The following is a 22,805-nucleotide window of genomic DNA, read 5'->3' as shown; positions in this document are numbered from 1 at the left end:
AACAATTTTATTTAACATTAAAAAAACTAACTCAATATGTTTAAGACTAAAGATGCTTGGATGAATTTCTTTTATTCATTCGGTGCTGCAATTGTAATTCTTGGAGCTTGGCTTAAAATTACTCACATTACCTTAGGACCTATTAATGGTAACATCGCGCTTACTGTAGGACTTATTACTGAGGCTATTATCTTTATCATCTTTGCATTTGACCCTCCAAAAACTGAAGAGTCTTATGCCTGGGAAAATGTTTATCCTGAGTTATTAGATAAACATGCGAATCCAAATCCTTTACATTCTAATGTAACAACTAAAAATACAAGCGCTCAATTTGCTGAATTGGAAAACTCTCTTTCCAGCAAATTGGATAAAATGCTTGAAGATGCCAGATTAGACGTTCAATTATTTGAAAGATTAAGAACAGGAATTGATAAATTCTCAAACTCTGTTGATCAGATTAATCAGACTGTTGACGTATCTGCTTCTACTCATAAATATAACGACCAGTTGAATAAAGCAGCTCAGCATATGGAAAGTATGAATGCACTTTATGCAATGCAGCTTGAAAGCGGTAAGAGACAATCTGAATTTGCTAACAAGTATGTTGCTGATATGCAGAAATCTGCAGAGCAATCTGAGAAATTCAACCAAGAGCTACAAGGTTTAACATCTAATCTTAATAACTTAAATAGAGTTTATGGTGGTATGCTAACTGCTATGAAGTCTTAATTCCTAACCATTTCTAAATTAACTACTTAATCAAAAAACAAAGAAAAGAGAATGGCACAAGGAAAACAGACCCCTCGTCAGAAGATGATCAACCTGATGTATTTGGTGTTCATCGCGATGATGGCCCTAAATATTGATGCAGAAATCATCAGATCATACTATGACTCTACCAGAGCATTAAATGAAACCAGAACTTTAACAGAAAGAAAGAACGAGAAGATCTTTGAGAGAACGTTGGAAGCTAAAGCTCAGCAAGTTCCTGATACTTACGCACAGCCTTGGGCTCAGTACAAAGTATTGAAAACCAAAATTGATGCGTTGGTGAAATCTGCTCAGGATGTTAAAGATCTATTGAAAAAACAATCTGAGTTTCACGATAAGGATCCTAAAACAGGAAAAGATATTGATGTAAGTGAAAACTTTGCTGCATTGAACAACAACGAAGCTACTACTGAATATTTCTTTAAGGAAGGAGATGAAAATACTCCATCAAAGAATGCACTGGATCTGAAAGCTAAAATTGATGATGTAAGAAACTACATCAATGCTACTTTCGGAAGCAATGCCCAGTTACAGGATTTAGTAGCAAGAGCCAATAAGTCTCTTATTGCGGAGTATCCTAAAGGAACATCTCCCAATGAAAAGACCTGGTTTCAGAATAAATTTTACCATCAGCCGCTAATCGCTGCGATATCTAATTTGGAAATTATCCAAAATGATGCCAGAAACGTTCAGTCTGATGCATTGGCACTATTACTTCAGGAAAAAGTAGATGCAAATATCAAATTCTCAAGCTATGAGCCTATTGTTTCAGGTCCGGTAGATATCCAGGCAGGAAAACAGGCTGAAGTAAAAGTAATGCTGGGAACTTATTCTAACAGTAACAAGATCAGCATCTCTGGAGTAAGCAGAGTAGAAAACGGTAAAGGTGTTATGCAAATTTCAGGTTCTGGAATTGGCGAACATAAATTAGGAGGTACGATTACATTAACAGATGCTTCAGGGAAACCTCAGTCTTTCCCTTGGACACATACTTATAATGTAATTGCAGGACCAAGAGAAGTAAAACTTGAAAAAGGATTATTACTTTCTGCCGATAAGATGAATGTAATGTATAGAGGACTTGAGAACCCTGTTTCAGGATCAATCTTAGGTGCTGACAATTCTAAACTTTCATTATCTGCAGCAGGAGCTACTGTGAAGAGTACAGGTCAGGGTAAATGGAATGTTACTCCTACAACAGGAAATGTAGTGAAGTTAACATTATCAGGAACAGATCCATATGGTAAAACAGTTTCTCAGGTATTTGAATATAGAATTAAGAATATCCCTAGACCACAAGGTCAGATCAGAGGTAAAGCTGTAAACTTTATGCCGGTAGGTTCTATTCCTAACCAGATTGTTTCTGCTACTTTACCAGACTTTGACTTCCCTGTTTCATTCACTGTTAATAGCTTTATTATTAAGCTTCCAGGAAAAGCAGGTACTCTGATTCAAGGTAGCTCACTATCAGGAGCAGAAGGTATGCTTAGAAACCTTAGACCTGGTGATGTAGTTCAGATTTATGATATTCAGGCTACGGCTACAGGATTGGGTAACCAGAGACTTAAGGAAATTTCACCTGTAATTATTAATGTTCAATAAGGTTAATTTGTAAAATCATATTATGAAAAAATATATTAGCACCCTTTTAGTTTTAGTTTCGGGATTCGCTTTTTCCCAGACTATTCTGAATGCTGCTTCTCCTGAGGAATTCAGACAAATGAGAGCTGAATCAATGAGAAAAGCAGGGGATACTGTTATCAGCAATAAAGTAAAGCCTCTTGAATATGGTTTCGTTGATGACAAGGATATTTACAAAAGTATGTTTGTTTGGGAAATCATTGATATGAATGATAAGATCAACCAGCCGTTTTATTATGACAATCCGGATGGTCTTCTTTCCAGCTCTACAAGATCATTATATCAATTATTACTTGATGGAGCCCTTAAAGGTGACATCAAAGAAGTTTATGATGACGAAAACTTCGTTACCAGACTTTCACCGGAAGCCATTCAGAAAAGATTGGAAAGTGTAAGACTTGACGAAGAAGCTATCGATATCCTTAACTCTGGAAGAACACTTACAGAAGACGAGAAGAAAAGATTAACAGATATCATCAGAACAACTACTGATAAAGTAAAAGTTCTTAAAGTGATGGGTATGTGGTTTATCGATAAAAGAGATGGTCAGATGAAATACAGACCGCTTGGTATCGCAGCTATGGGTCCGGATCCGACATCTGTTGGAAGAATTGGTCCTGATGGTCAACCTTTAGCTGGTGCTGATGAACTGATCGATTTGTTCTGGATTTACTATCCAAGTGCTCGTGATATTTTAGCAAACAACTATGTTTTCAATAGAAAAAATTCTTCTGCTGACTTATCTTTCGATGATGTCATCAATGCAAGAAGGTTCTCTTCTATTATCTACAAATCTTCAAGCGGTTTAGGAGATGGTACTATCAAAGACTATATTCCTAGAAATGCTGAAGAGCAGCTGGAAGAAAGCGACAGAATCAAAGCACAGATTCTTGACATGGAAAATGATATGTGGAATTACTAAATTTCACTTGATATTTATAGAAAACCTGAGTATTTTTACTCAGGTTTTTTTATGATAAAATCGCCCTTTGTTTATACCGAACAATAACCAATGACACAGGCGATCACATATGACCTTTAAACAAATGAAATTTCTCATATGAAGCATGTAGATTATATTATTGTAGGAGACGGATATGCAGGGCTTTTTCTGGCCCATCAGCTAATTAAAAATGATAAATCTTTCGTCATTTTTACTGAAGGACGAAAAAGTGCTTCCCAGGTCTCAGCAGGAATTATCAATCCTGTGGTCCTGAAGAAGTTTACCACATTCTGGAAAGCGCAGGAACAAATAGATTTTCTTAAAGACAGTCTTAAAGAAATAGAATCATATACAGGGGAAAATTATCTGATCAATGCTCCTATTCACAGAATTTTTCATGATGAGAATGAACAGAATTTATGGCTGAAAAAATCCGCAAATGAAGAATTGTCGAATTTTCTTGATCAGAATTTTGATCGTTTAGAGGTAGTAAAAAACGACTTTCTTACAGGAAAGGTGAATCAATCTGCTAGATTGAATGTTAATGGATTTTTTAGCGGTTTATTCGATTATTTTGAAAAAAATGATCAATTGGTAAAGGAAAAATTTGATTATTCAAAATTAAATCCATCTGAATCCACTTATAAAGATTATACCTTCAAAAATATTATTTTCTGTGAAGGAATGGGTGTGAAAGACAATCCCTATTTTTCAGAGATCACCGTGAATCCTAACAAAGGCCACCACATCAGGGTGAAACTTTCCCAGCCAATTCCTGAAAACATAACCATTAAGAAAAAACACTTTTTATTTCCAACCGGAAACGGACTGTATTTTTACGGAGGCACTTATGACAGAGAGCAGCTTCACCATCACATTGATGAATCAGCAGTTGACCAATTGGTGAAGGGACTTTCAGAATTTTATCCTTATGATTTTGAAGTGGAAGAAGTACATTTTGGATTCCGCCCCACAGTAAAAGACAGAAGACCCATCATTGGAAGACATGAAACATTCGGTAATCTTTACGTTTTTAACGGGCTTGGTGCCCGTGGTATCCTCAACGGCTGCTATTTTGCAAGAGATTTATTCCGTTTTATTGAACAGGATATTCCATTGCATGAAGAAGTTTCATTGAAAAGATTTCAATAGTGTATCTTAGTGTTAATTTCCAAACTGAAAATCTATGGATGAAAATATATTAGGTATCGTTGCCGGCGTTCTTACTTCTATTTCGATGATTCCACAGCTTGTCAAAGTAATCAGAGAAAAAAATGTGGAAGATATTTCCTTACTTATGCTCCTGGTTCTTATTTCAGGACTCTCTTTATGGGTGTGGTATGGCTTTGAAAAAGACGAGCTTCCCATTATTTTGTCCAATGCATTTGCTGTTCTGGTCAATATCAGTCTTCTGATATGCTATATGATGTACAATAAAAAAAAATAAAAAAATACGCCTCATCATAATGAAGCGTTTTTTTTTATGTAAGTGAAATTTAATTATTGAAGAACAAATTTAGCTAAAGGGGCCATTCTTGCTTTGTTTAAAGTAAGGGTATTTCCGTTTACAGAGTAATTATCTGCTGCCAGGATTGCTTTCGTAAATTGATTTTCAATATCAAGATCTTCACAAGCCATCATGGTAGACATTCCCTGATTGAACTTAATTCTCATTACCTCAGGTTTGATCTCAAATGTTCCTCCCAAGCCATTACATCCGGCATGTCCCTGATATCTCATTCCATCCATTTCAAGTTTGAAATAAGGATTGTTTTTAGGATTCTTCAGTTCAATCGGTTTCCCGTTAAGCTCTGTAAGTTTCCACGTTTTTCCTGTAATATCAGTTGTCGCTTTTTGAGCATTTTGTGTTTTACACGAAACAACTAAAAATGTTGCGATAACAAGTGCCGAAAAATAATAATATAAACTTTTCATAATGTTTATTTTTTTAATTAGAATTGCTAATCCCTATGCTAATACGATGCCATTTTTGCAGGACCAGACTCTTTTTTTGCCTGTTTAAGATGAAACAGAACCATATCTACATTCTTTTTCAGGAAAGTGATATTGCCTTTAATATCAGAATATTGATACTCTTCATTAGAGGCTGTATATTCAGGTAAGGCATCACTTTTTTTAAGGTCAAAAGTTTTACCGTTTAAATGTATTGTTGCTGTATTTTTGGTATTGTTGATGGTCACTTCTATTTTTTCTCCATAACTGTCAACATACACATTTTTTGAAATGTCATCTGTATTTTCTGGGGCAGCAGCGGTAATGGTTTCAGCTTCTTTTCCGGGATGCTTACACGCTGTTAGGGAAATAAGGGTCAATCCGAAAAGGATTGGTACTAATAAATTTTTCATAGTGATAAGTGATTTTAAAGTGTTTCATGAATTATGATATTAATGCTATATAAATTTACAAATATTTTTAATAAATATGTGTTAATTTTTCATAAACTAACAGATAATTAAAATATTAGCTCATTTAACTCACAGTTTTTTGAAACAGAATTCACGAAACAGAAAGTAATAATTATTGTGGAAAATTTAGGATAAACCTTGTTAATTCAGGATTTTTAAAAGGATTTTTTTCCAGAAGGATAAAGTAGTTTTTCTTCATTTTTCATTTGTTGTGTAAATTTTTGGCAAAAATAACTCAAAAAGAAGAGAAGAACAATAAGTTAATGTTAATAATCTGAAATTATGATGAAGTTTAGTTTTGGATAAGGGAGGGGGCAGAATAGAATACCGGGACACTTGGAAATGTTCAAAAAAGCAACAGCATTAAAATTAAAATTTCCTTAAATCCAAAAAAGTGGCTTAATATTTGAAAATTTAAATGGGCACAGATGAAAGATTAGGATTGCTTGAATTATGCTTAAATAAAGGAAATGTTAAATACTTTTCATTCTTTTATTTTCAGGTATTTTAAAGGAGAGTTAAATTTTGTTAATCTGCTATGATAGTATCATAATCTGGGTGTACATTTGCAACTTCAAAATGAGAAACTTTATAGTATACTTTTTAACCGGTCTTTTTCTGCTCTTTGTAGTGGAAAGCAGACTCAACGTTAAAACGCTTCGAAATGACTATTCCGGTCATGTTTCTCATCATATGCCCAAAAGAGCCAACCGCCTGAATCAGACTTTTGAAAAGCTCTCTATTCAGCAAATGGCAGACAATGTAGACAATTCCACTTTAGAACTTACCGAAAACGATTTCCAGCTGTCTGATGTATGGCAGGCTATTGTTGTTTTTGCCGGAGTTTTCAGTCTTGTTTATATTTTTGGATTGAAAAGTTGTAAGCGGTCAAAACCGGATATTCATGGTTTTGTTCTTGGCCTATCTACCAAAAGATTCATTCTTATCCGTTCCATTAGAATTTAAGAATTCCCCGTTTTTATTGATTTTCTGCCTGATTCCAGGTAGAAATACTTTACGCTGTGTATGCCGGTAATCATCACATCGTACCGCTTTTATTACCGTTTTATTCTATCAAAACATTAACGATTTATATAAACTCTAGAATTATGATAAAGAGAGTTGTTTCGGGAATTGCGCTGAGTGTCCTTCTGTTGGCAGTTGGCTGCAATAAGAAAAAAGAAGAAAAAGAAGAAGTTACCGTATATCCGGTGACATCTCCTGTGGTAATGGATACCGTAATCAATAAAGAATATGTAGCCCAGATTCAATCTGTAAAAAACATTGAAGTGAGAGCTCAGGAAAAAGGTTTCCTGGAAAAAATCTTTGTAGATGAAGGCCAGTACGTACAGGCCGGACAAACATTGTTCCGGATCATGCCTAAATTGTATCAGGCAGAATTATTAAAAGCAAAAGCAGAAGTGGAACAGGCTTCCATTGAGCTGAAAAACGCAAGTACATTAGCAGGAAACAATATCGTTTCTAAAAATGAAAGAGCAATGGCAAAAGCCAAGCTGGATGCTGCCAATGCAGAAATGAAGCTAGCTCAGATCCATCTTTCCTTTACTGACATCAAAGCACCGTTTTCCGGTATTATCAACAGAATTCCTTTGAAGCTGGGAAGTCTTGTAGATGAAGGTGATCTGCTGACCTCATTGTCAGACAATACAAGTATCTATACGTATTTTAATGTCTCCGAACCTGAATATCTGAGCTATCAGACTCATGCTGCAGACCGTGGAAGCAATCAGGTTTCTCTGATTACGGCAAACGGAGAAATGTATACACAAAAAGGAGAAATTCAAACCATTGAAGGAGAATTTGATAATGAAACAGGAAATATTGCTTTCCGAGCGAAATTCCCTAATCCTGATAAACTTCTGAGAAACGGAGAAACCGGGAAAGTACAGATGTCAATGCCGGTTCATAATGCATTGATCATTCCGCAGAAAGCAACCTATGAGATTCAGGATCAGAAATATGTATTTGTGATTGATAAAAATGGAGTAGCTAAATCCAGAAATATCAAAGTAGCCTATGAACTTCCGGACTTGTATGTAGTGGCATCAGGAATTTCAAAAGGAGATCAGATTCTTTTGGAAGGAGTTCAGAAAGTAAAGGATGATCAGAAAGTGAAAACAAAATTCCAGGATCCTAAGAAAGTTCTTCAATCATTGAAACTAAAAGCAGAGTAGTGGTCTCTAAAACGAAACAGTATGTTTAAGAAATTCATTCGCAGACCAGTTCTGTCCATAGTAATCTCATTGATTATTGTATTTATGGGAATATTGTCATTGGTAAAACTTCCGGTGACACAGTTTCCCTCCATTTCTCCGCCTAAAGTAAATATCACCGCAGAATATCCCGGAGCCAACAACGAACTGTTGATTAAATCCGTAGTAATCCCCTTAGAAAGAGGATTAAATGGAGTTCCCGGTATGAAATACATGACTTCAGATGCCGGAAATGACGGGGAAGCTTCCATTCAGATTGTATTTGATCTGGGTACGGATCCCAATGTAGCTGCAGTAAACGTGCAGAACCGTGTATCTTCAGTAGTCAATAAACTTCCGCCTCTGGTAGTACGTGAAGGAGTAAAGATCACGCGTGAAGAACCCAACATGTTGATGTATATTAACCTGTACAGTGATGATCCTAAAGCTGACCAGAAATTCCTTTTCAACTATGCAGATATCAATGTAATGTCTGAATTGAGAAGGGTTAGCGGTGTAGGTTTTGCAGATATCCTGGGAACCCGTGAATATGCCATGCGTATATGGCTTAAACCGGATAGATTAACCGCCTATAACATCTCAGCAGATGAAGTAATGGAATCTCTGAATGAGCAGAGTTTGGAAGCTTCCCCTGGGAAAACAGGTGAAAGCTCCGGAAAACGTTCACAGTCTTTCGAATATGTATTAAAATATCCCGGACGTTTTAATAACGAAAAAGATTATGGAAACACTATTTTAAAAGCCAAACCGAACGGAGAATCTGTAAGGTTAAAAGATGTAGCGGATATAGAATTCGGAAGTTCAATGTATGATATTTATTCTACACTGAACGGAAAACCTTCCGCAGCGATCACCGTAAAACAATCCTACGGATCCAATGCAAGTGACGTTATCAAAAATGTAAAAGCATTGATGAAGGATCTTGAAAAAAATAACTTCCCGAAAGGAATGCATTACGATATCAGTTATGACGTATCAAGATTCCTGGATGCCTCCATGGAAAAAGTTATCCACACATTGTTTGAGGCCTTTATTCTGGTTGCTATCGTAGTATTCCTGTTCCTTGGAGACTGGCGCTCAACATTGATTCCGGCATTAGCTGTTCCGGTTTCATTGGTGGGAACATTTGCTGTCATGTCCGCTTTTGGAATTACCCTGAATATGATTTCTCTATTTGCCCTGGTAATGGCCATCGGGGTTGTGGTAGATGACGCGATCGTAGTTATTGAAGCTGTTCACGCCAAGATGGAAGAAAAACATCTTTCCCCATTAAAGGCTACCGAAGAAGCAATGCATGAGATCAGTGGAGCAATTATCGCAATTACACTTGTAATGGCATCGGTATTCATTCCGATTGCATTTATGTCCGGTCCGGTTGGGGTATTCTACCGCCAGTTCTCTATTACAATGGCTTCATCCATTATCTTATCTGGGGTTGTGGCACTTACTTTGACACCGGCTTTATGTGCTTTAATTTTAAGAAATAATCATGGAAAAGCTAAAAAGAAAACTCCAATTACTATTTTCCTTGATAAATTCAACAACCTGTTTACAAAAGGAGCCGGAAGATATGAGAAGCTTCTGAATAAAACAGTGACAAAAAAGACAATAACACTACCATTGTTATTGGCATTTTGTGCCTGCACATTCTTCCTAAGCAATTCTTTACCTTCAGGATTTATTCCGGCTGAGGATCAGGGGATGATCTATGCCATTATTCAGACGCCTCCGGGTTCTACATTGGAAAGGACCAATCAGATCGCCAGAGAGCTTTTGAGAGAATCTGAAGATATTGATGGAGTACAATCCGTTTCTTCTCTTGCAGGATATGAGATTTTGACTGAAGGTACCGGATCCAATTCAGGAACCTGTCTGATCAACCTTAAAAGCTGGGAAGAACGTAAAGAATCAGCTGCAGAAATTATTGAAAAGCTTGAGGAAAAAGCCAAAAATATTCCGGGAGCCAATATTGAATTCTTCCAACCGCCTTCCGTTCCGGGATATGGAGCTGCAGGAGGTTTCGAGCTTCGTCTGCTGGATAAAGCAGGAAGTGGAGATTATCATAAAATGGAACAGGTAAGTAATGACTTTGTGAAGGAGCTTAAAAAACGCCCGGAACTTGGTTCGGCATTTACATTCTATTCTGCGAGTTTCCCGCAATATATGCTTAGGATAGACAATGATCTTGCAGAGCAAAAAGGAGTAACCATTGAAAAAGCAATGGATAATCTATCTACATTGATTGGTTCCAACTATGAAACGAGTTTCATCCGCTTTGACAGGCCGTATAAGGTCATTGTTCAGGCTGGCCCTCAATATCGTGCACTCCCAACCGACCTGTTGAAGCTGTATGTTAAAAATGATAAAGACCAGATGGTTCCCTACTCAGATTTTATGAGGCTTGAAAAAGTATACGGACTATCGGAGATTACAAGACACAATATGTATAACTCTGCAGAAGTAAGTGGAACGCCTGCTCCCGGATACAGTAGTGGCCAGGCAATCAAAGCGATTCAGGAAGTTGCAGATAAAACACTTCCAAGAGGTTTTGGTATCGACTGGGCGGGTATCTCTAAAGACGAAGTAAGCCGTGGTAATGAAGCCATATTTATCTTCCTGGTTTGTTTAGGATTTGTTTATCTCATTCTTTCTGCACAGTATGAAAGTTTCATCCTTCCGCTTCCGGTTATTTTATCTCTGCCTACAGGTATTTTTGGAGCCTTTTTATGCTTAAAACTCTTAGGACTGGAGAATAACATTTATGCACAGGTGGCGATGGTCATGCTGATCGGACTTTTGGGTAAAAATGCAGTGTTGATCGTTGAATTTGCCGTACAGAAGAAAGCCGAAGAAGGAATCCCAGTGGCAAAAGCTGCTATTGAAGGTGCTGCCATCCGTTTCCGTCCGATTTTGATGACTTCATTTGCCTTCATTGCCGGATTAATTCCATTGGTGATTGCAACGGGGCCGGGAGCAATTGGTAACAGAACCATTGGTACAGCAGCAGCAGGAGGAATGCTAATCGGAACCATTTTCGGATTGATGATTATCCCCGGATTGTATTATATCTTCGGAACCATTGCTGATAAGTCACGATTGGCAAGATATGAAGAAGAGAATCCTTTAACAGAACAAACTGAACCTTATGAACATGATGGAAAATTCGAAGACTAAAAATATAATCACAGCCATTACCTTATCACTTGTACTTGCAAGTTGTAAGGCGCCGATGGCGACTGTTATAAAAGATGAGGTAAAAGAAAATATTCCTCAGAACTTTAATCAGGAAGAGCAGCAGGATGCCAACAATAACAGCGGAACCACACCCTGGAGACAGTTCTTTACGGATCCAAACCTGGTAACTCTTATTGAAACGGCTTTAAAAAATAATCAGGAGCTGCTGATTACTCTTCAGGAGATTGAGATTGCTAAAAGTGGTGTGTTAGCTAAAAAAGGAAGATTAACCCCAACGGTGTCTGCAGGAGTAGGAGCAGGACTGAAAAAATCCGGACGCTATACCAGCGAAGGAGCAGGTGATGCTACCACAGAAATTGAACCGGGAAAGGAAATGCCAGATCCGCTTGGAAATTTTGAAGCAGGATTAAATGCCAGCTGGGAGATTGACATCTGGAAAAAGCTCAGAACGGAAAAAGAATCTGCCGTAGCCCATTATCTTTCTACAGTAGAAGGGAAAAACTTTGTTTTATCTAATCTTATTGAAGAAGTTGCCGATAATTATTATGAATTGCTGGCACTTGATAATCAATTGGACATTATACAACAGTATATTAAACTTCAGCAAAAAGCGCTGGAAATTTCCAAAATTCAGAAAGAAGCTGCTGCTGCAACGGAGCTTGCCGTGAAGAAATTTGAAGCAGAACTGGCGAAATCCAAAGCTGCAGAATATACCATCCGTCAGCAGATTACTGAAAAAGAAAATGAAATCAATGCTTTGCTGGGAAGATATCCACAACCGATCGTGAGAACAAAGGAAAACTTTATGTCTACCATTCCTCCGACAGTCTATACCGGAATTCCATCTCAGTTATTAGCCAACCGTCCTGATATCAAACAGGCCGAGCTGGAATTGAAAGCTTCAAAACTGGATGTAGAAGCAGCAAGAAAAGAATTTTATCCTTCTCTGGAAATTTCGGCAACATTAGGCCTGGAGGCTTTCAAACCTTCATACCTTGTTAAAATGCCGGAATCAATAGCTTACAATCTTGTAGGTGAACTGGCAGGACCATTAATTAACAAAAGTGCGATAAAGGCTAATTTTCAGACAGCAGATGCCAAACAGGTTCAGGCGTTGTACGAATACGATAAAACTATTCTGAATGCTTATCTGGATGTTGCCAATCTGATGTCAAAGGTTAAAAACATAGATCAGTATTATCAACTGAAATCTCAGGAAACGAAAGCCCTGGATCAGTCTATAGATATTGCCAACCAGCTATTCCGAAATTCAAGAGCAGATTATCTTGAGGTTCTTTTAAACCAAAGAGATGCTTTGGATGCTAAAATGGAACTTATTGAGGCAAAACAGAAACAGCTCAGCACAGTAGTTGACATCTATAAAAGTTTAGGTGGAGGCTGGAAATAAAACATCATAATTCTATCAATAAACAGTTAATGTTTTTTGGAAGGGTCAATTCTTTTGAGTTGGCCCTTTTTTTAAGAGGACAGGTTTTGTCGTTGCGGCCGCGCCAGTTGGAGGATCGTGTTAAATGGAAACAGGTCATCTCAGAACGTTTTAATTTCCTAACTTTGTAGTTCTCAATAACAATCAAAACAAAACTATGTCAATCACCAACGAAGATCAGATGCTGGGAATGCAAAAAGTAAGTGAAGCTGTTGCCTATACATTGAAGAAAATGATGGATTATGCTGAACCCGGCATGACCACAAAAGATCTGGACGAATATGGAGCCCAAATACTGGAAGGTTTCGGAGCAAAATCAGCACCTTATCTGACGTATGGATTTCCAGGCTGGACGTGTATCAGCGTGGATGATGAATTCTGCCATGGGATTCCAACAGATCAAAGGATTTTGAAAGAAGGCGATCTGATCAATATTGATGTTTCAGCAGAACTGGACGGATATTGGGCAGATAATGGAGGTTCTTTTGTGATCGGAAAAGATATTCACGGACATCAGAAACTGGTGGAAGCTTCCAAGGATATCCTGAGAAAAGCTATCGACAATATCAAAGGTGGTGTCAAAATAGCAGACATAGGGCATTTAATGGAAACAGAAGCGAAGAAAAGAGGTCTTAAAGTTATTAAGAATCTTGCAGGCCATGGAGTAGGGAGAAGCTTACACGAACAGCCTGATGAACTGCTGAACTACAGAAACCGGTTTGATTCCAGACGTTTTAAGAAAAACTCTGTGGTGGCTATTGAAACATTTATCTCCACCGATTCCAATATTGCTGTAGAATTAAAAGACGGATGGACTATGGTAGGTAATAAAGGCGGTTACATGGCCCAGCATGAGCATACCATTGTAATTACTGATGGAAAACCTATCATTTTAACCGAAATGAACGAAATCCTGGATTAAAAGAAACCGCAACGGTGTGAAAACGATTGCCTTAAATATATCAGTAATAAAAAACTTTGTGTCCTTGCGTTAAAGAAAAAACACAAAGTACTAGAAAGACTCAAAGCTTCATCGAATCAACTTGTTGATTACTGCTTAGCTCTCTTATATTCAGTTTTAGGAATATAAAACTTTACGTTTACTATAAAAACGATCCGTCATCTTATACCCAAAAGAATCTGTTGTAAATGTTCCATTGATGAAAAAACCAGGCTTTAAATTGTTGGGCATAAAATACTTTGTTATATTTATAGAATAAAATCACCTCACAAACTATTCACTATGAAAAAATTTCTTTTAATCCTTTTGGGAATCGTTGTCATTCTGGCTGCTGTCGTATTAATCAAAACCTACACCTATCCATTTAAAAAAAATAATATCGGGGCAGGCGAGGGCTGGAAACCGGTAAAAAATGATTCTGCAGTCATGAGACTTTCAGGAGGAATAAAAGTACCCACCGTTTCTACAGGGAGTTTGGGTGAATTCGACTATGCTCCGTTTGATCAGTTTAAAACCTATCTGAAAACATCCTATCCATTGGTCTATCAAAATACGGAAAATGTTGAGGTGAACCAATATGGACTGGTGTTCAGGCTTAAAGGAAGCAATCCTGCTCTGGAACCCATTTTATTTCTTTCCCATATGGACGTAGTTCCTCCCGGAGATGCTGATATAAAGAATAATGATCCAAATGTATTCCGTCCGGATGATAAACCTTTAGAACCCGTTTCAAAAGTCGCAGAAGATTGGGAATTTGCCCCCTTTTCAGGAGCTGTTGCCAACGGAAGGATCTACGGAAGAGGTGCCATAGATATGAAGGGAATGCTTTTTTCCTTGATGGAATCCATGAATTCTATGATTAAAAACAAACAGATTCCACAGCGTGATATTTATCTGGCTTTCGGTTTTGATGAAGAAGTAGGCGGAAAGAAAGGAGCGATTCAGATTGCCGATTATTTTAAGAAAAAGGGATTGAAATTCGATGCTGTTTATGACGAAGGAGGATTGATTATGAGAAAAGGAAATGTAGCCGGAATTGATACAGACGTTGCCGTAGTAGGATGTGCTGAAAAAGGTTTTCTTTCTGCAAAAATCAAAGTAAAAGGGCTGGGCGGACATTCTTCTATGCCTCCTATGGAAAGCGCAATCGGAAAAGCTGCTGTTATCATGCAGCGTCTGGAAGATCACCAGATGAAACCTGTTATTACCCCTTTAATCCAAGAATTTTTTACGAATATCGGAGGTGAAATGCCTTTTGCCACAAGAATGGCACTGGCGAATCAATGGCTTTTAAAACCGGTACTGATTTCCCAGCTTACCAAAAATAATACAACCAATGCTTTGGTGAGAACCACAACAGCTTTAACGATGATGAAAGGAAGTGATGGAACTAACGTCCTTTCTCCAGAAGTGGAATTTGTGGTTAATTTCAGATTACTTCCCGGAAATTCGGTGAAAGATGTAAGAGATCATATTGCTAAATCGACTGAAGGTTTTGATGTTGAGGTAGAAGAAATTGATAATACAAGGGAAGCCTCCGCTATTTCCCCAACCAATACAAGAGCTTTTAAAATGATAGAAGCCGGTGTGAAAGAAATTCATCCCGGAGCCATTGTTACGCCTTATCTTACTATGGCTGGAACCGATGCCGGTAAATATGAAATTGTAAGCAAAAACGTCTACAGGTTCATGCCGATTAAGATCAACAGTGCCGAGCAGCAGAGTATTCACAGTACCAATGAATATCTTAGTATTGAAAACTATCTGAAAATGATCCACTACTTTGAGTACATCATGAAGAATTATGATAAATAAGTGTCAATGGTGAATGGCCAATTCGCTGCGCTTGTGAATTTTATAAGCTCGTATATAATTAAACGTGGTGTTCGCAAAGTTTTTATGATGTTTACTTTTTTTCGACCGCAGAGGCGTTTCATTCAGCAATGTACACACTAAGGTCTTTGGCTGAACGGAGTGCCCTTTGCGAACTGATAAATTCTGTATATTAATAAACCTTGGGAATTTTAGCTTTAATTATGATTGACGATTGACTTTGTGAAGCAAAAATTGACCATTGACAAAAATCTTTTTCACAAAAAATATATTGCGTCAAGTTTTTGATACACTTACATAGATTTTAACACAAAGTCCGCTACGATATTTTATTATAAAAAACGATCGCGAAGGCGTTTCACTCAGCAATGTACACACTAATGTCTTGGCTGAACGGAGTGCCTTTGTGAACTGATAAATTCTGTATATTAATAGACCTTGCGAACTTTAGCTTTAATTATGATTGACGATTGACTTTGCGAAGCAAAAATTGACCATTGACAAAAATCTTTTTACAAAAAAATATATTACGTCAAGTTTTGTCGCATTACGGCTATAGCTTTGTCATATCAAAATTACAGAGCTATGGAATTGCCATTTTACTTAAACTTTAACGACTTTGAAAGTAATTATTACGATAACCTTGAAAAATGGTTTGAAGAATATCATAATACCAGCGAAACAGATTACCTGAAAGCGCTTGCAGAGCTTTATCGCCCCTATGTGTATTATAACTTTGCAGATGACATGCTAAAGCCCGATGCTTCCATTGAAGTGAAAGACTGCTTTTTTCCTTATCATGAAAAAATCGGAATCTCTTTCTGTATTGATTGTGATAGTGAAACTTCTCCATCCAATGGAATGAATCAGGTATTTGAATTTAAAAATATCTCCATGATGGAGTATGCCCAGCATATTCTGGATAAGATCAATAAGTTTTGTTCAAAAAATGCTCATGCTCTTGATGGCAGTAAAAATATTCAGGACTATATTAATAATTACAGTATTATTACTTCAATGGAAGGAGTAGGGTATTGTATCAGCTACAACCGTCATCAGAAAGCCATTCCATTTTTAAAAGCTTATCTTCCCTATTATGGACAGACCGTTAATATGGCAGTATACAGGGATTTTCTTTTTTCTGTTGTTCAAATTGCAGAGTTTATAGACCAGAAATTAAAAACTGTGCATGCTTTTAAACAGACTATTTATGCACGCTCAAGAGCGGAAGCCAAATTCAATGTGCAGTTGAGCCGTCAGTTTCTGACTTTGTGCAACTAAATTTTACACCAAACATTCATACTTAATTATATTGCGGAAAACTTATGTTTTCAACCAAAAATCCCGGTCAGTAATGATCGGGATTTTGTATTGCAATTGTATGAATACTTGCTTATGTGTATTACTTGTTTTTTTTATAAGGAATATTCCATACCAGGTCGGCTGCCAGATAATGAACGCCACCATGATGAATACTTCTGCTGTCTCTGATCAGATCGTCCATATATCCTATGTCTACAGTAAAAGGAGAGTTCGGAATTGTAAACATATAGTACGCCGCAATACGCATTTCACGATATCCAAACGAATTCCATTCAGAATCCGGCTCATTGAGATGGCTTATAGAAAACAGGGCTTCTGCACTCAAGGCCAGTTTCTGATTGTTTTTTGGAGATAAATTATAGATGAGCTGATTCTTGATCCGTGTTCTCAACTGAAAATCCTCTTCGACTTTATGAAAGTCTGCATCGAAAAACTTCCTGAATTCCTGGCGTATGGTACTTTTAAGTTTCCATTTCCTGCCGAGATCAAAAGTATAGGCATATCTTCCGTAAATTCTGAATTCCTGTTCCGTACTTTCTTTATCATAAGGAGCTGTACTTTCATACTGTGGCTGACGCCGATAACTTAATGCATAACTATATTGCTGGTGTGGCGCAAATGAATGATAAACTTCATGATTTAAAACAATGATCGCCTGCTTCGAAAACAGATTATGATCATCCGGACTGCTTTTTCTCCCGATGGCTACGTAGCTCAAAGCCTGTTTTTTACCCAAAGAGTCGAGTTGTCGCTTCACTCCGAAGGCTCCCCAGAATGCATTGTTGGCATCTCCCAGTCCAGGTGGACTGATCTGCGCTTTGATCGATGTTCCTATACATCCCAATAAAAATAATCCTGCAAAAAATTTCTTCATGCTCAATAGTATGGATAACTGTTTTACTGTTAATCTTAAATAGCTGCGAAACCATGAGACGGATAAGAATACTGTTGATACGCAGAGAGAATACTTTATAATAGCAAAATTAGAGGCTTTGTTCATAGAATGTTTATTCAAAATCTTTTAATACTGTTTAAAAACAAGACAAAGTAAAGGCCTGATTTAGGATAGAATTAGGAATAAGATTCTAATGGAAAACTTAATGTTGTAATAATATTTTAATTGTGGATAAAATGTGAGTAACTTGTTAGTAGTTTGTGGAAAAGCACTATGTATTTATTGGTTTACTGTGTAATTATTTGATTTTGTATGGTATATAAAGTAAATTGCCACAATATAAATACTGTGGCAATTTGGTTTATGGACTGGTTTATTTACTATTAATTCTGTCTTACTCCGCACATAGCATCCCATGTTGTCCAGAAATGGGCATTAATAGCTCCGATAGGAGGATTTGTACTGTCTGCAACAATTCCTACCATAGAAGCACAGTTGGAATTACAGCCTATTTCATTATGACTTCCAGCCTGAGGTGGAATCTGGCGCCATGTACCTGTTGAACCGCTTAATAATTCTACTTTAATTTCGAAGATTCCCGAAAGATTGGGCGTTTGAATCTGTTTGGTAGGATTTTCACTTGAGATGAAGTCGCTCCAGTCTCCTTGTGAAAAAGTTACACGCCATGTAGAAATCATTTTAGAGGTATCGTTTTGTGGGGAAAGATACACCCAGAATTGTGCTCCGTTTCCAAGTACTAACTGACCTGAAGAATTTGCATTTACACTTGTTGATGTCATTTTGGTTTGGTTTTTAGTTTGTTAGATTGTGTATCAAAGTAACGAAGAACAAGGCACCTGCAGTAGCGTATAAATGACCAATTATTAAACTGAGTATAAATACTTATAGGAACGAATGTAAAATAATCAAGAATCTTGATCATAAAAAAGCCTGTACTATTTAATAGCACAGGCTTTACTTTCTTGCAGAAAGGAAGGGATTCGAACCCTCGATACAGTTACCCGTATACTACCTTTCCAGGGTAGCTCCTTCAACCACTCGGACACCTTTCTTTTTGAGATTGCAAAAATAGTGTATTTTCTGGAATATCCAAATTATTCTTACAAATTAATCTGTAATTTCTCCACAAAGACTTCTGGTGAAGTTATCGGCAAAGCTTCCGGAGTAACTTGGATTATCAATTAAGTGCATGGCTTTGGTAATCGCTGTTTCCGCTGTCATGTCTCTTCCGCTGATCGCTCCGATTCTGGAGAAAATATTACTGTTTTCATACTTTCCGAATGAGATGCCTCCTGAAATACATTGACTTACCACTACAATTTCAGTCCCGTTATCCCGGATTTCCTGAAGTGTTTCCTGCGTTTTGGCGCTGCTGAAAATGGTTCCCGAGCCAAACACCTGAAGAATAAGAACCTTCATTTTAGGAATTTCCCTGAAGTGGCTCAGATGCATTCCCGGAAAAATCCTCCAAAATAAAATATCTTCGGAAATATGTTCATCCACATGAAATTCTACTGTCGGGTCACAGCGGAAAAGGTTATCTTTAATAATATTCAGATGAACTCCGGACTGTCCTAGAATAGGGTAATTCGGGCTTGCGTAAGCATCAAAATATTCTGCGGAATATTTCAACGTTCTGTTTCCTCTTAATAATTTGTACTCAAAATAAATGGCAACCTCCTGAATGACTGCTTCGTCATTTTCATAAAGGCTGGCATAATAAAGGCTGGTCAGAAGATTTTCCTTGGCATCCGTCCTCAGGTCTCCAATCGGAAGCTGGGAGCCGGTCATGATGACAGGCTTTCTTAATCCCTTCAGCATGAAACTTAATGCTGATGCCGTATAAGACATGGTATCCGTTCCGTGAAGAATCAGGAAGCCATCGTAGTCGTTATAATTTTTGTGAATATAATTAGCGATCACTCTCCATTCTTCAGGTCCCATATCCGAAGAGTCCAGCGGTTTGGCGAAAGGATGTACAAAGACTTCGCATTCCATAAGCCTCATTTCAGGCATCTTTTCGAATATATTTCCAAAATCAAAGGCACGGAGACTTCCGGTTTCATAATCTTTTTCCATTCCGATGGTTCCACCGGTATAGATGAGCAGGACTTTTCGCTTCATGTACTAATTTATTAAGAATTGGCCCCCGATTAGGGTTCATAGGTCAAAATTACGTTAATTTGCAAAGATTTGAAAATGAATGAAACGCTTATCATGAAATTTTATAAAAATAAAATGAAAATGACTGATGTTTCATAAGGCTATTGAAAAAATAACTAAATGCGGATGAAAGATTTAGCGCAAACCTTTGAATATTTAAAACAGTTTTTAACCGAAGAAAGGCTCGAGAAAATTGAACATTTTTCTCAGGAAAGTTCAGACTTTGTCCTTCCGGTGGTGGAAGATATCTATCAGTTTAGAAATGCAGCAGCCATTGTACGTTCTGTGGAAGCCTGTGGTTTCCATAAAGTAGTGGCTTTGCAGGAAGAATACAGTTTTGAACCCAATCTTCGTGTAACAAAAGGAGCTGATACCTGGGTTGAGGTAGAAAAACTTCCCCGAAATATGGAATCTTTCCAGAATATTAAAGACCGCGGATATAAAATAGTGGTTGTTTCGCTGGAAAAGAACGCTAAAATGTTACCTGAATATGAAATAACAGAACCCATTGCTTTGGTTTTTGGAACTGAAATGGAGGGCGTTTCCCAGGAGATTTTAGATTTTGCCGATGAAACACTGGCCATCCCAATGTATGGCTTTACAAGAAGCTTCAATGTTTCTGTAGCGGCTTCCATTTGTATGTACGAACTGAAACAAAAGCTGATAAAGTCTGGGATTGATTATAAACTGAATGAAGAAAAACTTTTAAGGATGCAAATCCTTTGGGCTGTCAATTCAATCAGAAGCGGACAGCAGATTTTTGAAAAATATCTGAGAGAAAATAATATTGACTGGAAATAGTAATCTGAAATAAAAATGAGAAGGTTTTGTGCCTTCTCGTTTTGTATTTATATCATATTGTAATAATTCCATGCGGCCACAAAAACTCCCGCCGTTTCCGTTCTCAGTCTTTGACTTCCTAGAGAAACCGCTCTTACTTTGTTTTCTGCCAGAAATGCAATCTCCTTTTCAGAAAAATCACCTTCGGGGCCTATTAAAAAAGTAAGCTGCTTCAGCTGAGGAATATTTTTAAGATCAATTCTTTGCAGATTCTGATGGCAATGCGCTACAAAGGTATGCTCCGGATCAATATTTTTCAGAAAATCCGTCAGTTTTACAGCATCATTGATAACCGGAAAATGAAATCTCAGGCTCTGCTTGGATGCTGCAACAGCCTGTTTCCTGATTTTATCGATGTTGATGTTTTTACGCTCCGTTTTTTCAGTGATAATAATGCTTATTTCTGAAATCCCCATTTCCACCGCTTTTTCCACAAAAAATTCAATTCTGTCAATATTCTTGGTGGGAGCAATCGCAATATGAAGTTGAGGATTGAATTCCGGCAGATTTTCTTTGATCTCAGAAACTTCAATCCCCGCTTTCTTGCCTTCTATAATCAGTTTTCCGGAAGCCAGTTTTCCCTTTCCATCCGTCACGTGAATCGTTTCACCATCTCTCATGCGAAGAACTTTTACAATATGCTGCTGTTCTTCGTCGTTGATTATAACTTTATTTCTGTTGATGTCTCCGTAGAATAGTTTCATATATCCTGGTTTATAAATGCTACTCCTGTTTTGATGGTTGTATATATATCTGTATCACATTCCCGGTAAGAACACATGTATATTTCTTCTATCCATACATTATTAATGAAAATCAGATTTAAATATTCCTGTTTTCTCAAATTATTTTTGATGGATAAATAATCTCCTTCTTTTGGAATATAGGGAAAACTAAAAAGATGTTCAGAATTAATTAATTTTAAAACTTCTTCTTTGATATCCTGAATATATCCAGTCTCAGAACTTTCTCCGTTAAACTCTGAAAAAGTTTCTGAGCCCTCATGTCTTCCTGTGATAGTTTCCAATACCCAGTAATATTTTGAGTTCTTTTTAGAATGTGTTCCCAGTACTTTTTCTTCTAAGAGTATTTTCATAAATCGTATTTTGCCGTTGCGGAAGTTCTCAGATCGGTAAATTCTCCACGTTCAAACTTCAGTTTTGCTACCATGGCAATCATGGCTGCATTATCTGTAGTATATTCGAATTTTGGAATATAAATACTCCATCCCAGTCTTTCTTTATTGTCTTCCATTGCCTTTCTAAGTGCAGAATTGGCAGATACACCTCCTGCAATAGCGACCTGATTTACCTTGAGATCTTTGGCTGCTTTTTCAAGTTTATTCATCAGAATTTCAATAATTGATTTTTGTACGGAAGCACAAAGGTCATTAAGATTTTCCTTAATGAAATCCGGATTTTTTCTGACTTCTTTCTGAATGAAATACAGCACGGAAGTTTTAATACCGCTGAAAGAATAATCGTAGTTTTCCAGTTTCGGTTTGTTGAATGTAAAAGCATCGGGATTTCCTTCCTTAGCCAATCTGTCGATGATGGGGCCTGCAGGGTAATCAAGGTCAAAAATCTTTCCGATTTTATCAAAAGCTTCTCCTGCTGCATCATCAATGGTTTTGCCGATGATTTCCATATCAAAATAGTCTTTTACCAATACAATCATGGTATGTCCGCCGCTTACGGTAAGGCATAAAAAAGGAAAGGTAGGCGGCACAGGATTTGCATCCTCGATGAAATGGGCCAGAATGTGGGCTTGAAGGTGATTTACTTCAATCAAAGGTACATTCAGGCTCATCGCCAAAGACTTAGCAAATGATGTTCCTACAAGAAGAGATCCTAAAAGTCCCGGTCCGCGAGTAAATCCTATAGCAGAGATAGCATTTTGTTGTATATTTGCTTTAGAAAAAGATTTTTCAACAACGGGGATAATATTTTGCTGATGGGCTCGTGAAGCCAATTCAGGGACAACGCCGCCATATTCTTTGTGGATGGCCTGGTTCGCGGCAATGTTTGAAAGAATAGAATTTCCCTTGATGATAGCTGCTGAGGTGTCGTCACAGGACGATTCAATACCTAAAATTATAGAGTCGCTCATAAT

Annotated in this window: 21 protein-coding genes and 1 tRNA gene; 13 read left to right on the top strand and 9 right to left on the bottom strand. The window is 37.4% G+C overall.

Features of this window, described 5'->3' with window-relative positions; genetic code table 11:
• The first annotated feature begins 36 nt into the window (after positions 1 to 36).
• The 5 genes from gldL to AB1278_RS19355 all read left to right on the top strand — a co-directional run bounded on the left by gldL (position 37) and on the right by AB1278_RS19355 (position 4,802).
• Positions 37 to 729: a gliding motility protein GldL gene (gldL, locus tag AB1278_RS19375; protein WP_110009510.1), complete on the top strand. Its 693-nt coding sequence runs from the start codon at positions 37 to 39 to the stop codon at positions 727 to 729.
• 51 nt (positions 730 to 780) lie between these two features.
• Positions 781 to 2,373, top strand: coding sequence for a GldM family protein (locus tag AB1278_RS19370; RefSeq protein WP_202843440.1), 1,593 nt, complete (start codon positions 781 to 783; stop codon positions 2,371 to 2,373).
• A 22-nt stretch (positions 2,374 to 2,395) separates the two neighbouring features.
• Complete coding sequence (gene gldN / locus AB1278_RS19365; protein WP_110009508.1) at positions 2,396 to 3,334, top strand: gliding motility protein GldN; 939 nt, start codon at positions 2,396 to 2,398, stop codon at positions 3,332 to 3,334.
• A gap of 138 nt (positions 3,335 to 3,472) precedes the next feature.
• Positions 3,473 to 4,507 carry an NAD(P)/FAD-dependent oxidoreductase gene (locus AB1278_RS19360; RefSeq protein ID WP_429816435.1) on the top strand — a complete coding sequence of 345 codons (1,035 nt, stop codon included), beginning with the start codon at positions 3,473 to 3,475 and terminating at the stop codon, positions 4,505 to 4,507.
• A gap of 34 nt (positions 4,508 to 4,541) precedes the next feature.
• Positions 4,542 to 4,802, top strand: coding sequence for a SemiSWEET transporter (locus AB1278_RS19355; RefSeq protein ID WP_202843436.1), 261 nt, complete (start codon positions 4,542 to 4,544; stop codon positions 4,800 to 4,802).
• 53 nt (positions 4,803 to 4,855) lie between these two features.
• Here AB1278_RS19355 and AB1278_RS19350 read toward each other — a convergent pair whose 3' ends face one another.
• Together AB1278_RS19350 and AB1278_RS19345 are read right to left on the bottom strand one after the other, a co-directional pair.
• Positions 4,856 to 5,290 carry an META domain-containing protein gene (locus AB1278_RS19350; protein ID WP_202843434.1) on the bottom strand — a complete coding sequence of 145 codons (435 nt, stop codon included), beginning with the start codon at positions 5,288 to 5,290 and terminating at the stop codon, positions 4,856 to 4,858.
• A 38-nt stretch (positions 5,291 to 5,328) separates the two neighbouring features.
• The gene (locus AB1278_RS19345; RefSeq protein ID WP_120233455.1) at positions 5,329 to 5,721 is read right to left on the bottom strand and encodes a multicopper oxidase domain-containing protein; all 393 of its coding nucleotides are present in this window, start codon (positions 5,719 to 5,721) and stop codon (positions 5,329 to 5,331) included.
• Between the two features lie 639 nt (positions 5,722 to 6,360).
• Between AB1278_RS19345 and AB1278_RS19340 the strand changes: the two genes are divergently transcribed.
• The 7 genes from AB1278_RS19340 (at position 6,361) to AB1278_RS19310 (ending at position 16,732) form a co-directional block, all read left to right on the top strand.
• On the top strand, positions 6,361 to 6,747 hold the full coding sequence (locus AB1278_RS19340; protein ID WP_110009503.1) for a hypothetical protein: 387 nt from the start codon (positions 6,361 to 6,363) through the stop codon (positions 6,745 to 6,747).
• 146 nt (positions 6,748 to 6,893) lie between these two features.
• Complete coding sequence (locus AB1278_RS19335; protein WP_410668096.1) at positions 6,894 to 7,976, top strand: efflux RND transporter periplasmic adaptor subunit; 1,083 nt, start codon at positions 6,894 to 6,896, stop codon at positions 7,974 to 7,976.
• Positions 7,977 to 7,997: 21 nt separating this feature from the next.
• Entirely contained in the window at positions 7,998 to 11,189 is a 3,192-nt protein-coding gene (locus AB1278_RS19330; RefSeq protein ID WP_429816430.1) for an efflux RND transporter permease subunit, read from the top strand.
• On the top strand, positions 11,161 to 12,618 hold the full coding sequence (locus tag AB1278_RS19325) for a TolC family protein (RefSeq protein ID WP_202843429.1): 1,458 nt from the start codon (positions 11,161 to 11,163) through the stop codon (positions 12,616 to 12,618). The genes AB1278_RS19330 and AB1278_RS19325 overlap by 29 nt, the downstream gene beginning before the upstream one ends.
• A gap of 196 nt (positions 12,619 to 12,814) precedes the next feature.
• Positions 12,815 to 13,579 (top strand): type I methionyl aminopeptidase, encoded by a 765-nt coding sequence (gene map / locus AB1278_RS19320; RefSeq protein WP_429816426.1) that lies wholly within the window; start codon positions 12,815 to 12,817, stop codon positions 13,577 to 13,579.
• A gap of 321 nt (positions 13,580 to 13,900) precedes the next feature.
• Positions 13,901 to 15,433, top strand: a complete 1,533-nt coding sequence (locus tag AB1278_RS19315; protein ID WP_202843419.1) for a M20/M25/M40 family metallo-hydrolase — start codon at positions 13,901 to 13,903, stop codon at positions 15,431 to 15,433.
• A gap of 603 nt (positions 15,434 to 16,036) precedes the next feature.
• Complete coding sequence (locus AB1278_RS19310; protein WP_202843413.1) at positions 16,037 to 16,732, top strand: hypothetical protein; 696 nt, start codon at positions 16,037 to 16,039, stop codon at positions 16,730 to 16,732.
• A 121-nt stretch (positions 16,733 to 16,853) separates the two neighbouring features.
• On the opposite strand, the gene AB1278_RS19305 is transcribed toward AB1278_RS19310, so the two are convergent.
• The 4 genes from AB1278_RS19305 to AB1278_RS19290 all read right to left on the bottom strand — a co-directional run bounded on the left by AB1278_RS19305 (position 16,854) and on the right by AB1278_RS19290 (position 19,814).
• Positions 16,854 to 17,648: a DUF2490 domain-containing protein gene (locus AB1278_RS19305; protein WP_202843411.1), complete on the bottom strand. Its 795-nt coding sequence runs from the start codon at positions 17,646 to 17,648 to the stop codon at positions 16,854 to 16,856.
• A 404-nt stretch (positions 17,649 to 18,052) separates the two neighbouring features.
• Positions 18,053 to 18,469 carry a hypothetical protein gene (locus AB1278_RS19300; protein WP_034696971.1) on the bottom strand — a complete coding sequence of 139 codons (417 nt, stop codon included), beginning with the start codon at positions 18,467 to 18,469 and terminating at the stop codon, positions 18,053 to 18,055.
• Between the two features lie 186 nt (positions 18,470 to 18,655).
• Positions 18,656 to 18,742, bottom strand: a tRNA-Ser gene (locus tag AB1278_RS19295).
• A 55-nt stretch (positions 18,743 to 18,797) separates the two neighbouring features.
• Positions 18,798 to 19,814, bottom strand: a complete 1,017-nt coding sequence (locus AB1278_RS19290) for an asparaginase (protein WP_202843409.1) — start codon at positions 19,812 to 19,814, stop codon at positions 18,798 to 18,800.
• Between the two features lie 159 nt (positions 19,815 to 19,973).
• Here AB1278_RS19290 and AB1278_RS19285 point away from each other — a divergent pair, with 159 nt between their 5' ends.
• Positions 19,974 to 20,654: a TrmH family RNA methyltransferase gene (locus AB1278_RS19285; RefSeq protein WP_202843407.1), complete on the top strand. Its 681-nt coding sequence runs from the start codon at positions 19,974 to 19,976 to the stop codon at positions 20,652 to 20,654.
• A 47-nt stretch (positions 20,655 to 20,701) separates the two neighbouring features.
• Here AB1278_RS19285 and AB1278_RS19280 read toward each other — a convergent pair whose 3' ends face one another.
• From AB1278_RS19280 to tsaD, 3 genes are read right to left on the bottom strand one after another with little or no spacing between them, the layout of a single operon-like run.
• Positions 20,702 to 21,397 carry an RsmE family RNA methyltransferase gene (locus AB1278_RS19280; RefSeq protein WP_110010836.1) on the bottom strand — a complete coding sequence of 232 codons (696 nt, stop codon included), beginning with the start codon at positions 21,395 to 21,397 and terminating at the stop codon, positions 20,702 to 20,704.
• Positions 21,394 to 21,789: a hypothetical protein gene (locus AB1278_RS19275; protein ID WP_110010837.1), complete on the bottom strand. Its 396-nt coding sequence runs from the start codon at positions 21,787 to 21,789 to the stop codon at positions 21,394 to 21,396. The genes AB1278_RS19280 and AB1278_RS19275 overlap by 4 nt, the downstream gene beginning before the upstream one ends.
• Positions 21,786 to 22,802: a tRNA (adenosine(37)-N6)-threonylcarbamoyltransferase complex transferase subunit TsaD gene (gene tsaD, locus AB1278_RS19270; protein WP_110010838.1), complete on the bottom strand. Its 1,017-nt coding sequence runs from the start codon at positions 22,800 to 22,802 to the stop codon at positions 21,786 to 21,788. The genes AB1278_RS19275 and tsaD overlap by 4 nt, the downstream gene beginning before the upstream one ends.
• Between the last annotated feature and the right edge of the window lie 3 nt (positions 22,803 to 22,805).

The sequence above is a fragment of the Chryseobacterium sp. NRRL B-14798 genome, from assembly GCF_050470705.1.
Classification (GTDB): domain Bacteria; phylum Bacteroidota; class Bacteroidia; order Flavobacteriales; family Weeksellaceae; genus Chryseobacterium; species Chryseobacterium cupriresistens.
The sequence above is the reverse complement of the archived record's forward strand: the minus strand, read 5'-3'. Positions and strand labels throughout refer to the sequence as shown.